The sequence below is a fragment of the Blautia hansenii genome (assembly GCF_013304445.1).
GTDB lineage: Bacteria > Bacillota > Clostridia > Lachnospirales > Lachnospiraceae > Blautia.
The window spans coordinates 44,095-56,951 of sequence record NZ_JAAITA010000014.1; the positions used below are offsets into that span (position 1 = coordinate 44,095).

Annotated in this window: 11 protein-coding genes; 9 read left to right on the forward strand and 2 right to left on the reverse strand. The window is 41.6% G+C overall.

Going from position 1 to position 12,857, the window contains the following annotated elements; genetic code table 11:
- Nucleotides 1-21 precede the first annotated feature (21 nt).
- Nucleotides 22-1,935, reverse strand: a complete 1,914-nt coding sequence (locus G5A70_RS10795; RefSeq protein WP_173749656.1) for a DUF4838 domain-containing protein — start codon at nt 1,933-1,935, stop codon at nt 22-24.
- A 239-nt stretch (nt 1,936-2,174) separates the two neighbouring features.
- Here G5A70_RS10795 and G5A70_RS10800 point away from each other — a divergent pair, with 239 nt between their 5' ends.
- The 8 genes from G5A70_RS10800 to G5A70_RS10835 all read left to right on the forward strand — a co-directional run bounded on the left by G5A70_RS10800 (nt 2,175) and on the right by G5A70_RS10835 (nt 10,812).
- Nucleotides 2,175-3,122, forward strand: coding sequence for a carbohydrate ABC transporter permease (locus G5A70_RS10800; RefSeq protein ID WP_173749657.1), 948 nt, complete (start codon nt 2,175-2,177; stop codon nt 3,120-3,122).
- A 20-nt stretch (nt 3,123-3,142) separates the two neighbouring features.
- Nucleotides 3,143-3,985: a carbohydrate ABC transporter permease gene (locus G5A70_RS10805; protein WP_173749658.1), complete on the forward strand. Its 843-nt coding sequence runs from the start codon at nt 3,143-3,145 to the stop codon at nt 3,983-3,985.
- 42 nt (nt 3,986-4,027) lie between these two features.
- On the forward strand, nt 4,028-5,521 hold the full coding sequence (locus tag G5A70_RS10810; RefSeq protein WP_173749659.1) for an ABC transporter substrate-binding protein: 1,494 nt from the start codon (nt 4,028-4,030) through the stop codon (nt 5,519-5,521).
- Between the two features lie 222 nt (nt 5,522-5,743).
- Nucleotides 5,744-6,157, forward strand: coding sequence for a 30S ribosomal protein S12 (rpsL, locus tag G5A70_RS10815; RefSeq protein WP_111917896.1), 414 nt, complete (start codon nt 5,744-5,746; stop codon nt 6,155-6,157).
- Between the two features lie 219 nt (nt 6,158-6,376).
- Entirely contained in the window at nt 6,377-6,847 is a 471-nt protein-coding gene (gene rpsG, locus G5A70_RS10820; RefSeq protein WP_207657634.1) for a 30S ribosomal protein S7, read from the forward strand.
- Nucleotides 6,848-6,862: 15 nt separating this feature from the next.
- Entirely contained in the window at nt 6,863-8,983 is a 2,121-nt protein-coding gene (gene fusA / locus G5A70_RS10825; protein ID WP_111917898.1) for an elongation factor G, read from the forward strand.
- 152 nt (nt 8,984-9,135) lie between these two features.
- Nucleotides 9,136-10,329: an elongation factor Tu gene (gene tuf, locus G5A70_RS10830; RefSeq protein WP_173749660.1), complete on the forward strand. Its 1,194-nt coding sequence runs from the start codon at nt 9,136-9,138 to the stop codon at nt 10,327-10,329.
- Between the two features lie 177 nt (nt 10,330-10,506).
- Nucleotides 10,507-10,812: a winged helix-turn-helix transcriptional regulator gene (locus G5A70_RS10835; protein WP_173749661.1), complete on the forward strand. Its 306-nt coding sequence runs from the start codon at nt 10,507-10,509 to the stop codon at nt 10,810-10,812.
- 19 nt (nt 10,813-10,831) lie between these two features.
- On the opposite strand, the gene G5A70_RS10840 is transcribed toward G5A70_RS10835, so the two are convergent.
- Nucleotides 10,832-11,485, reverse strand: coding sequence for a YesL family protein (locus G5A70_RS10840; RefSeq protein WP_173749662.1), 654 nt, complete (start codon nt 11,483-11,485; stop codon nt 10,832-10,834).
- Between the two features lie 238 nt (nt 11,486-11,723).
- On the opposite strand from G5A70_RS10840, the gene G5A70_RS10845 reads away from it, so the two are divergent.
- Complete coding sequence (locus G5A70_RS10845; protein ID WP_173749663.1) at nt 11,724-12,698, forward strand: family 43 glycosylhydrolase; 975 nt, start codon at nt 11,724-11,726, stop codon at nt 12,696-12,698.
- Nucleotides 12,699-12,857 lie beyond the last annotated feature (159 nt).

The following is a 12,857-nucleotide window of genomic DNA, read 5'->3' on the forward strand; positions in this document are numbered from 1 at the left end:
CCTCCTGTAACAAATCTAATATTAAAAGTTTTCAATCAGAGGAAAGCCAGTATAATTGGTAGAAACTTCCACTACCCGATAAACATCAAGGGCTTTCTGGAAAGTGTCTTCCTGCGAACAAATATAATAGGTAAAGGTTTTCCAGGCTTCTCCGGCCTCTTGTGTCCTGCCGTCAGCAAGAAGGAAGAGGGCTTTTGATAATAATATACAATATTCCCTGTGGTAGTCAAGGTGTTTCCAGAAAAGCTGCTGTACAGGGGGCAGCGCTGCTTTGTCCTGGGCAGCGCACACAGACAAAAAGGTTTCTGCTGTCTGTGCCACCTGCTTCATGTTCTTTGCCACAGCAGGATTTTGACGGCTACCTTTGCCATTGCAGTAATCGCAGTTGCACAGAGATGAGAGCCGGGACAGGTAGGAAAAGCAGGATTCCCAGTCCTTTCCGTAGGCGGCCTGGAAATACTCCTCCACCAGTTCTTCAAAGGAGCAGTCTGTTCCGAAAAGACATTTTCCCATAATGTAGTTGGGCAGTCCGTTGGGGAGAAAGCAGCGGAGTTCCTGACAACTCATGTATCCGTCCAGTTTTAAATCCGTCAGGCGGTGAATATCCTCGTAGATAATCCGCGAAATATGCAGGTATCCCATATCTCCATAATGAGCTCGGCCCAGGGGATAGTCATAATCGAAACACTCTCCGTGGAAAATTTTCTGCCACTGAGCCAGAAAAGAAAGGTTTTCTGTTAGATTTACCGGCAGGGTAATCTGATTTCTCTGGTACGGTACAGGTGCGGGGAGTTGTTCCGGAATTTCATAGGACTGCAGAAATGTTCGGCTGATAGGGGCGAACATCATAACAAACCGATGAGGGTGGAGTAATTTTTCTTCTATGGGAGCCCACAGAAGTTCTTCGTAAATCAGAAAAACAATTTTTGTGTCCAGATGTTTTTGGCTCAGGGCTCTGTCAATTTCATTCAAAATATGTACATACAGGTCCGAAGGTAAATGCTTTTTGCAGGTATCACATTCGCAGTGGTTGTTGGAAGCGTCTGCCAGCCATACATGGAGATAGTCTACTTCAGGATGGAGCATGGCATAAGCCGTTACCTTTTCTGCGAAAGAAGCAATGACATCTGGGTTGGAATAGCACAGGTTTGTGTTGATTGGAATGCCCTGAAAAAATCCTCTTTTTCCGTCTATAAGAGCTGTCATGTTTTCCTGTTCTTTGGTAAGAGTCGTGTCTGAAGGAACCCATCCCAGAGTATTTTGTCCCAGTACGGAACAAGTCCAGCCGTGCCCTACCCTATGGTGTTTCAAGCTTCTTTTCTGCAGTTCCCGGTCAATAACCGAGGAAATTTCGGCTGCCTTTTCCAGAGAAAATGCTTCCGGTTTCTTCAGAGGATTGTTTTTATGGCTGTACCATAGATTTAGAAAAGCATAAGGGAGCTCAAACTGCAGAAAAAAGGAATTGTAGCCCAGTTTCGGAAGCCAGTCGATAAATTCCAAAATATTTTCCGGCGTATCTGCGCCTTCGATACAGACTCCTCTGTGACGATAACGTGCCTTTTGGCGCCGGGAAATCTGGATTTCTTCTATATGGGGGACAGAAGGAATCCATTCATATTCTTTTCCCGGTCTTAGAAAGCGGCAGCCCAGAAGCGTGAGATACTGATACACGCCCAGGAGTACAGAGCGGGGATTACTGCCTTTGATATGCCCGCTTAAATGGGAGATTTCAATTTCGTATTCATCTTCATCTGAAGAACATTCAGAATCAGGAAAGAGTCCGAGGCATATTTTTTTGCGGTAAGTCTCGTCCGTCTGCTCAGTATCTTGCGAAAAAGAAATCATATTATTTATTTTTGATAAGTAATATCTCAACTCAGAACCAGCGAACAGAATGGTTTTTGATGTTGATAAATACTCAACTCGGATATCCATTTTTAGCCCTCCATAGTTTGGTTATTAAAAATAATAAATTGTAAATTGATTATAACGAAAAGAAAACGAAAAGTATATGTGAAAAATGCACATAAAATAAAAAGTTAAATTGACTATATTTAACAAAATAGTAAATAAATGTTGATTTATTACCAAGAACATAGTATATTATACCCATGGAAACGAAAAGGGAAAAAGAGGAAATGATAATTATATAAAATAAATAAATGGAGGGCTATATGAAAACGAAAACAACATTGGCGGAGTTCAAAAGTTTGAATTCTGTCAGAAAAAAACGTATTTTGCGGAAAAATGCCTGGTGCTGGGTGTTTATGCTGCCAACTTTGATTCTGTACATTTTGTTTCAGGGATATCCGATTATTACCAGTGCCTGGTATTCTCTTCTGGATTGGTCGGGTATGACTATGAATGCCACCTATGTGGGGCTTGGAAACTTCAAAGAGCTTCTGGCGGATCCCCTGTTTTACAATTCTGTGGCAAACAGCTTTAAGTATATGGCGCTAAGTGTTCCGATTCAGCTTGTTTTGTCTCTGGTTATTGCTTACATATTGACCAGTATTATCCGGAGAGGGGCTACAGTGTTCCGTACCATGTATTTCGTTCCTGTGGTAACGACTGCTTCTATCGTAGGAATTATTATGATTTTTATTTTCGGCGGTACGGGTCCTGTAAACCAGCTATTGTCACTTCTGGGAATTGATACGATTAACTTTCTGGGAGATGAAAAAACAGCGCTCTTTACGGTGGTGCTTATCGGTATCTGGAAAGACCTGGGAACATATATGATTTACTGGATTGCTGCTCTGCAGAGTGTATCACAGGATGTATATGAGGCCGCAAAAATCGATGGGGCCGGAAAGTTCAGAACCTTTACAGATGTAGTTTTTCCTTTGATTCTTCCTATCGGCGGTGTAATTGCTGTGCTGTGCGTCATTGGTTCTTTGAAAGTATTCGATATTGTGCAGACCATGACCAATGGCGGGCCTTACTTTGCGACAGATGTTGTGGCAACCTTTGTATACCGGACAGCTTATTCCAGTACAACCGGAAGTCCCCGTCTGGGTTATGCCAGTGCGGCGGCGCTCTTGTTTGGTCTTATGGTAGTTATCATCGGTCTTGTGTTAAACGGGGTCAAAACTTACTTTAATAAGAAGAGAAATATTTAGGAAAGGGGATAGGCGAATTTATGAAAAGAGAAAAAATTGCAGGGAAATTTGGTAGAAGTATTGTGTATGTACTGCTTTCTGTTGTGGCTCTGATCTGGATATATCCCTTTATCTGGATGATTACGGCATCGCTGAAAACCCAGGATGAGTTTTTTGCCAGCGGTTTAAGTTTGATACCAAAGAGCCTGAACTTTGAAAACTATGTGAGAGCATGGAACAATGCCAATTTCGGTGTGTACTTTAAGAACTCCATTATTGTAACAGTCAGTGTGGTGGTGATTGTGCTTCTGGCAACTTCTGCGGCTGGCTATGTTATGGGGCGCTATGCTTTTGTGGGCAAGAAACTGATTATGGGAATCTTCATGGCAAGTATTACCATTCCTTTGGTATTTACTGTAATTCCAATTTATGAATTGCTGAAGGAAATGGGGCTGGAACAGAATCTGCTGGGGTTGATTCTGGCGGAAGCAGGAGGAGGACATGTTATTTTCCTGATGCTTTTCTCCAGTTTTTACGGGGGGATTCCAAAGGAACTGGAAGAAGCAGCAACCATTGACGGCAGCGGTTTCCTGAAAACGTATTCCAGTATTATGTTTCCGCTGGCCAAACCGATTATGGCAACGGTAGTTATCATGCAGTTTATATGGACCTGGAACTCTTTCCTTTTGCCGTTGATTGTTACGCTGAGCAGACCGGAGCTGAGGACACTGGCGGTTGGCCTGTATGCCCTTCGGGGAGAAAATGTGGTGGACTGGACAGGTATTGCAGCTGGCGCATGTATTGCGGTTCTGCCTATTATTCTGATATTTATATGCCTGCAGAGATATTTTGTAGATGGTGTAGCAGGTGCAGTAAAGAGTTAAGAAATAAAATTTACTATATTTATTTTAAGGAGGTATTTTAACATGAAAAAGAGAATTGCAGCATTAGCTATGGCTGGTCTGATGGTATTATCAGCAGCGGGATGCGGTCCTCAGGTAAACGGAGGGGACTCTGAAGGGAAAGAGCAGGAGTCATCTTCTGAGAAAAAAGAAGATGCAAAAGGTGATGGAGAGGTGGTACTCCAGGTTGTAGATATGAGTGACTCTACAAAGGCCAGAAGAGAAGAGTACAACAAAAAGTTTGAGGAAGAGAACAACTGTAAGGTTGAGTATACGGTATTGGCAGGAGACCAGTATCAGACAACCATCAACTCTTCTATTAAAGCAAACACAGCGCCGGATTTATTTGCGCTTCCAAGCGGTGTGAAATTGTCGACAGCCGTGGAAGAAGGCTGGTATATGCCGATGAATGATTATGTGGAAGACGGATTCTTTGATACTTTTTCAGAAGGTGCATTGAATGAAGGTATTACGACTATGGATGGGGAAGTGTATGTGCTTCCAGAAGCGGCTAATATTGTTAATACACTGGTATTCTACAATAAAAATGTACTGGAAGACGCAGGTGTAGATACCAACAACCTTCCAAAAACCTGGAGTGAATTCAGAGAAGCCTGCAAACAGGTTACAGAAGCAGGAAAAGGCAAATACTATGGTATGATTGAAGGCGGAAAACAGATAAACAGACTGGAAATCGCAATCCGTGCGCTGTCTTGTCTGGCAGGCAGCAAGTCTAATGATATCGGTGTTATCAGTATGGTAGACGGCAAAAATGTACTGAATTCTGATGCTATGATTCAGGCCTTTGATTTTTACAGCGGACTGGTACAGGACGGCAGTTTCCATCCGGATTCCGCAAACCTGGCAGCGCCGGAAGCAAGAGCATTGTTCGCACAGAATCAGGCAGCATTTTTGATTCAGGGAGCATGGTGTATCTCCACATGGGAAAAAGAAAATCCGGATTTGGAGTTTGGTGTTATGGAAATGCCGGTGCCGGATGAGGGTGCAAAGGGCGGTCTTCCTTACATTGGTGCGCAGCCATGGATGGGTATCTCCAAAACTTCTGAAAATCCGGAATTGGCAGCAAAATATCTTCAGGGACTCTATTCTGAAGAATATCAGTCTGGGGTTGTAGAAGATGGAGGTTTCGTATCAGCAATAGAAGGTGTGAATGAAAAATACATGAAAGACGGCGTTATGAAAGATTACTACACACTGGCTCTGGAACAGGGTAAACTCTGCCCGGATCCAATCGTAGGAAATGCAGATACAGCGGCTGTTTATGCAAATATCAAAGAAGTATCCCCGAATCTGGGACAGATTGTACAGGGTGTTCTTACCGGAAAAACAGATTACAAAGATTCCCTGAATACACTGGCAGAAAATACACAGAAAGAATGGGATAACGGAATTGCAAAAGCAAAAGAAGCGGGGGCGAATGTTTCTGCAGCAGATTTTGAATTTAAAAACTGGAATCCATTAGAAGATTATACGGCAGAGAACTACGAAAGCAAATAAGAGAGGAAAGCCGGGGCCCGGAATTTGGGTTCCGGTTTTTTTCTGCAAAAAAGTGAAAAAGCCCTTGACACCGTAATTTTTCGTGGATATAATGAGAGAGCGTGCATAAAAGACGTAAGTTTTTTGTGTGCAAAAAAGTTTATTCAGAATTGAATGACTGGCAGCCACTAATTCCTTCTTAAAAGGAAGAAGGATGTGCAAATTTTACAGGAGGTGAAAGGAATGCCAACATTTAACCAGTTAGTAAGAAAAGGACGTCAGACTACAGCGAAAAAGTCTACAGCACCTGCACTTCAGAAGAGCTACAACTCTTTACAGAAAAAGACATCTGATATGTCTTCTCCACAGAAGAGAGGTGTTTGTACAGCTGTTAAAACTGCTACACCTAAAAAACCTAACTCTGCTCTTAGAAAAATCGCCAGAGTTCGTCTTTCCAACGGAATCGAAGTAACAAGCTACATTCCTGGAGAAGGTCATAACTTACAGGAGCACAGCGTTGTTCTTATCAGAGGCGGTAGAGTAAAAGACTTACCAGGTACCAGATACCACATCGTTCGTGGTACATTAGATACAGCAGGTGTTGCTAACAGACGCCAGGCTCGTTCTAAATACGGTGCTAAGAGACCTAAAAAATAATAAGTAACTTTTAAAAATCCAGAAATAGTAAAAGCAAATCAGAGGCTTTTATTATGATGAATTCATAGAAGTCACAAAGAACTATTAAAATTGTACCGGGATTCCATAAGCCCAGGAGTGGCTGCGGGTTTATATAGAGAAGTTACCGAGTGCGAACATACAGAATAGTTTGTGTGAGTACCTATGATTTAATCGGAAATGATTAAGGAGGGAAGTAACGTGCCACGTAAAGGACATACTCAGAAAAGAGACGTTCTGGCTGACCCAATGTACAATAGCAAGGTAGTTACTAAACTTATTAACAGCATTATGCTGGACGGTAAGAAAGGTGTAGCTCAGAAAATTGTTTACGGTGCATTCGCCAGAGTGGAAGAAAAAGCTGGAAAACCAGCAATCGAAGTATTTGAAGAAGCAATGAACAACATCATGCCTGTATTAGAGGTTAAAGCAAGACGTATCGGTGGAGCTACCTACCAGGTACCTATCGAAGTAAGAGCAGACAGACGTCAGGCATTAGCTCTTCGCTGGATTACATTGTACTCCCGTAAAAGAGGAGAAAAAACAATGGAAGAAAGACTGGCTAATGAATTATTAGATGCAATGAACAACACAGGTGCATCTGTTAAGAAGAAAGAAGACATGCATAAGATGGCTGAGGCAAATAAAGCATTTGCTCACTATCGTTTCTAAGAGGAGGAAATCCAATTGGCTGGAAGAGAATATCCATTAGAGAGAACCAGAAACATCGGTATTATGGCGCATATTGATGCTGGTAAAACTACCACAACAGAGCGTATTCTGTACTATACCGGTGTAAACTATAAAATCGGTGATACTCATGAAGGTACTGCTACCATGGACTGGATGGAGCAGGAACAGGAAAGAGGTATCACAATTACTTCAGCCGCTACTACATGCCACTGGACTCTGCAGGAAAACTGCAAACCGAAACCAGGTGCATTAGAGCATCGTATCAACATCATTGATACACCGGGACACGTTGACTTTACAGTAGAAGTTGAGCGTTCTCTGCGTGTACTTGATGGTGCGGTAGGTGTATTCTGTGCTAAGGGCGGTGTTGAACCACAGTCTGAAAACGTATGGCGTCAGGCTGACACTTACAATGTACCTCGTATGGCTTTCATCAACAAGATGGACATCCTTGGTGCAGACTTCTACAACGCAGTAGAACAGATTAAAACAAGATTAGGTAAAAATGCTATCTGCATTCAGTTACCAATCGGTAAAGAAGATGAATTCAAAGGAATCATCGACTTATTTGAAATGAAAGCCTACATCTACAATGATGAAAAAGGTGATGATATTTCTATCGTAGATATTCCGGAAGACATGAAAGAAGACGCAGAACTGTACCGTACAGAACTGGTAGAGAAAATCTGCGAATTAGACGATGACTTAATGATGGAATATCTGGAAGGCGAAGAACCTTCTACAGAAGCATTAAAAGCTGCACTGAGAAAAGGTACATGCGAATGTGCTGCTGTTCCTGTTTGCTGTGGTACAGCTTACAGAAACAAAGGTGTTCAGAAGCTTCTCGATGCTATCATTGAGTACATGCCATCACCGGTAGACGTACCTGCTATTCAGGGTACAGACTTAGATGGAAACCCAATGGAAAAACATTCCTCAGATGATGAACCATTTGCAGCTCTTGCATTCAAAATCATGGTTGACCCATTTGTTGGTAAGCTTGCATTCTTCCGTGTATATTCAGGAACAATCAACTCCGGTTCTTATGTTCTGAACTCTACAAAAGGAAAGAAAGAACGTGTTGGACGTATCCTTCAGATGCACGCTAACAAACGTCAGGAATTAGATAAAGTATATGCCGGTGATATCGCAGCAGCTGTTGGTTTGAAATTTACAACAACAGGTGATACAATCTGTGACGAACAGCATCCGGTAATTCTGGAGTCTATGGAATTCCCAGAACCAGTTATCGAGCTTGCTATCGAGCCTAAGACAAAAGCTGGTCAGGGTAAATTAGGTGAGTCTTTAGCAAAACTTGCTGAAGAAGACCCAACATTCCGTGCTCATACAAATAAAGAAACAGGACAGACAATCATCGCTGGTATGGGTGAGCTTCACCTGGAAATCATCGTAGACCGTCTGCTTCGTGAATTCAAAGTAGAAGCAAACGTAGGTGCTCCTCAAGTTGCTTACAAAGAAACATTTACAAAAGCTGTAGATGTTGACAGCAAATATGCAAAACAGTCCGGTGGTCGTGGACAGTACGGTCACTGTAAAGTTAAATTCGAGCCTATGGATGCCAACGGTGAAGAACTGTTCAAGTTCGAATCCACAGTTGTTGGTGGTGCTATTCCGAAGGAATACATCCCTGCAGTTGGCGAAGGTATCGAAGAAGCTATGAAAGCTGGTATTCTGGGTGGATTCCCGGTAGTAGGCGTTCATGCTAACGTATATGATGGTTCTTACCATGAAGTCGACTCTTCTGAAATGGCATTCCACATTGCAGGTTCTCTTGCATTTAAAGATGCTATGGCAAAAGCGTCACCAGTACTTCTTGAGCCAATCATGAGAGTTGAAGTTACAACTCCGGAAGATTACATGGGTGATATTATCGGTGATATCAACTCCCGTCGTGGACGTATCGAAGGTATGGACGATATCGGCGGTGGTAAGATGATTCGCGGATTCGTTCCCCTGGCTGAAATGTTCGGATACGCAACAGACTTACGTTCCAGAACACAGGGCCGTGGTAACTATTCCATGTTCTTTGAAAAATATGAACCAGTTCCAAAATCTGTACAGGAAAAGGTTCTGTCAGGAAAAGCTGACAAATAAGAAATAGTTAAAATAAACTTGCAAATATCCTTGATTTGCAATATAATCAAGGATAGCAGGTTGACTATATCAACCGCCTCGTTATGAGGCAACAAAATCAAAAAAACTATTTGCCCAAACGGGGCGCATGTTAAACAAGGAGGACATTCAAAATGGCTAAAGCTAAATTTGAAAGAAGCAAACCGCATTGTAACATTGGTACCATTGGACACGTTGACCATGGTAAAACAACTTTAACAGCTGCTATCACAAAAACTCTTGCTGCAAGAGTTGCTGGTAACACAGCTACAGATTTCGAAAATATCGATAAAGCTCCGGAAGAAAGAGAACGTGGTATCACAATCTCTACAGCTCACGTTGAATATGAAACAGAAAAACGTCACTACGCACATGTTGACTGCCCAGGACATGCTGACTACGTTAAGAACATGATTACTGGTGCTGCTCAGATGGACGGTGCTATCTTAGTAGTAGCTGCTACAGACGGTGTTATGGCTCAGACAAAAGAGCACATCCTTCTTTCCCGTCAGGTAGGTGTTCCTTACATCGTTGTATTCATGAACAAATGTGATATGGTTGACGATGAAGAATTACTTGAATTAGTAGATATGGAAATCCGTGAACTCTTAAACGAGTACGAATTCCCAGGCGATGACACTCCAATCATCCAGGGTTCTGCTTTAAAAGCTCTTGAAGACCCAAGCGGAGAATGGGGAGACAAAATCATGGAATTAATGGATGCTGTTGACAGCTGGATTCCAGACCCACAGCGTGACACAGATAAAGACTTCATCATGCCTGTAGAGGACGTATTCTCTATCACAGGTCGTGGTACAGTTGCTACTGGTAGAGTAGAAGCTGGTGTTCTTCACGTATCTGAAGAAGTTGAAATCGTTGGTCTGAAAGAAGAAACACGTAAAGTAGTTGTAACAGGTATCGAAATGTTCCGTAAACTGTTAGACGAAGCTCAGGCTGGTGATAACATCGGTGCTCTTCTTCGTGGTGTTCAGAGAAACGAAATCGAAAGAGGACAGGTTCTTGCTAAACCAGGAACAATCACATGCCATACAAAATTCACAGCTCAGGTTTACGTTCTGACAAAAGACGAAGGTGGCCGTCATACACCATTCTTCAACAACTATCGTCCACAGTTCTACTTCAGAACAACAGACGTAACAGGTGTTTGTATGTTACCAGAAGGTACAGAAATGTGCATGCCTGGTGATAACGTAGAAATGACAATCGAACTGATTCACCCAATCGCTATGAGCCAGGGTCTTACATTCGCTATCCGCGAGGGTGGTAGAACTGTAGGTTCAGGTCGTGTTGCTACAGTAATCGAGTAATTATTGATTAGAACCAACTAAAATATAGAGTATCGGAAGATACATTGTGTCCAAGCGTAAGATGCCCCGGAACCGTAAGGTTTCCGGGGTTTTTCTGTTGGGGGAAAAAGGTGAGATGTTTGTATGATAAAAATGGATGGGAGATGGGGAAGAATTTGATGTATAAGAGGTATTGAAATGAAGCAATTATTTGAAATAGATCCGACAATGGAAGAACGCTTTGGGCAATGTCCATATGCAACATTGTCTGTTCAATTAAAAACATTGGTAGAGAATGGACTGGTAGAGGGAAAGCAATATGAGTCAATTCCACCCAAAGTAGAATATTCTTTAACGAAAATAGGAAAGAAATTTCATTCGGTAATAGAAACATTGCAAAACTGGGGACAAGATTATATTGAATTTTTAAAAACAAAAAACTATAGAGTACAGCGAAAATTTTGCTGTATAGCGAAGAAAATGGGGCAGTCATGCATATCATGACATGCCCCATTTCTGTGTGTTAATAGAAGGTTTTTCCGGAAGCTTCCAAATCCTGTTCTAATTCCTCGGGTACATATTTTCTGAAGATATAAATGAAAATATTTGAGGTTAAATATGCTGTAAGTCCAATTCCGCAGCATAGGAATAACCCCATAAATGGCGGAAAAGAGAAGCCAAGCAGCACAATGGTGGCATAAATCATAAGTAAAAGCAAAGAGTAGAAAAAATGGCGGATAGACATAAGTAAAGCGTTTTTGATATTATTAAAGATTTTGTTTTCAAATTTTGCCTGTACCGGAAAAATATACAGAGCCAGCAGAATAAAAGGAATCAGAAACACAGAGCAACTGATTAACATTATCCGGCCCATGGTGTTTTGCAGGGCCATACTGATTCGGATGTCCAGAAAAAATAAAAGACTTACAGCAGCCAGTCCCAGCCAGAGAATGGTAGATTGGCGAAAATTTTGTCGGAAAGCCTTGCGGAAATTCTGTGATACATAACCTTCTCCTGTTCGGATACGTTTCATACAACTGTAATAAAGCGCAGTAGTGGAAGCGCCTATGGTTATCAAGGGCAGGCTGTAAAGAATCCAAAGTATATGCAAAGTTACCACATCTGCCACGAAATAGAGAAAACGGGAAAATGCGCTGTTATAGGAAAACAAATTCATATAAACATCTCCTTCAAAGTTTTGTCAGATTCTTCATGTACGAATACACGGGTTTTGTCAATTTCATTTAAATTATTATAACGTTTTTTTTCTTGGATAGAAAGTGTAATTTTAGACAAAAAACTTTAGTTAAAACTGTAATATTTTAATAAAAACTAAATTAAATATTGCGGGAAGTAAAAAAGTAGTGTAGACTGAAGCGTATGAAAATAAAACCTGTGTATGAGGGAGAATGAATATGAACAAAAATAATTTTAAAAAGACAAGTTACAATCAACCATTTATTGAACAGAGAGCAGACCCTTATGTGTATAAACACACAGATGGGATGTATTATTTCACTGCGTCTGTTCCGGAATATAACAAAATCATACTGCGCAGGTCAGATACCATTGAGGGGCTGAAGGAGGCCGAAGAACACGTTCTTTGGAGAAAACACGAAAAAGGACCTCAGAGTATTCATATATGGGCGCCGGAAATCCATTACATCTATGGTGGCTGGTATATTTATTATGCAGCCGGGGACGCGGCAGATATCTGGGAAATTCGCCCGTATGTACTGCACTGCAAAGGGCAGAATCCATTAGAAGATGAATGGGAGGAGCTGGGGATGATGCAGGCTGCCGATGGGGATGAGTTTTCCTTTCATGCCTTTTCTCTGGATGCAACAGTTTTTCAGCATAAGGGGGAATATTATTGGGTATGGGCGGAAAAGACCGGAGTTGGCAAGCAGATTTCCAATTTGTATATTGCGAAACTGGCGGCCCCGAATAAACTTGCGACGGTTCAAGTGCTTTTGACGACGCCCGACTATGCCTGGGAAAGAGAAGGCTTCTGGGTGAATGAAGGGCCGGCCGTGTTAAAACATGGAGACAGAATTTATATGACGTTTTCGGCCAGCGCTACGGGAGCCTGCTACTGTATGGGGCTGTTGTATGCTCATGAGGATGCGGATTTGCTTGACCCTCATGTATGGACAAAACTGAAAAGACCGGTTTTGCAAACAGACACAGAGAAAGGAATTTATGGACCGGGTCACAATTCCTTTGTAAAGGCGGAAGATGGAGTGACGGATTTGTGTATTTATCATGCGAGACAGTATGATGAAATACAGGGAGATTCTTTGTATGACCCAAATCGTCATGCCATGATTATGAAAGTAAACTATGATGAAAAAGGCTTTCCTGTATTTTCTTACGATACGATGTCATAAAACATATACTTTTGTAAAATCTAAAATATTATAGAATTATAGTTGAAATTGCATAAAATAATGGGTGCGGAATTGTGAAATAAAGAGAAAGTGTGGTATATGTTTAGTTAAATATAAAAAACTATTGAAAAAACTAAAAAATAGTGGTATTATTTCAGC

Coding starts and splice junctions, on each gene's coding strand:
- G5A70_RS10795 (WP_173749656.1), bottom strand. CDS start 1,935: ATGGATATCCGAGTTGAGTATTTATCAACATCAAAAACCATTCTGTTC.
- G5A70_RS10800 (WP_173749657.1), top strand. CDS start 2,175: ATGAAAACGAAAACAACATTGGCGGAGTTCAAAAGTTTGAATTCTGTC.
- G5A70_RS10805 (WP_173749658.1), top strand. CDS start 3,143: ATGAAAAGAGAAAAAATTGCAGGGAAATTTGGTAGAAGTATTGTGTAT.
- G5A70_RS10810 (WP_173749659.1), top strand. CDS start 4,028: ATGAAAAAGAGAATTGCAGCATTAGCTATGGCTGGTCTGATGGTATTA.
- rpsL (WP_111917896.1), top strand. CDS start 5,744: ATGCCAACATTTAACCAGTTAGTAAGAAAAGGACGTCAGACTACAGCG.
- tuf (WP_173749660.1), top strand. CDS start 9,136: ATGGCTAAAGCTAAATTTGAAAGAAGCAAACCGCATTGTAACATTGGT.
- G5A70_RS10835 (WP_173749661.1), top strand. CDS start 10,507: ATGAAGCAATTATTTGAAATAGATCCGACAATGGAAGAACGCTTTGGG.
- G5A70_RS10840 (WP_173749662.1), bottom strand. CDS start 11,485: ATGAATTTGTTTTCCTATAACAGCGCATTTTCCCGTTTTCTCTATTTC.
- G5A70_RS10845 (WP_173749663.1), top strand. CDS start 11,724: ATGAACAAAAATAATTTTAAAAAGACAAGTTACAATCAACCATTTATT.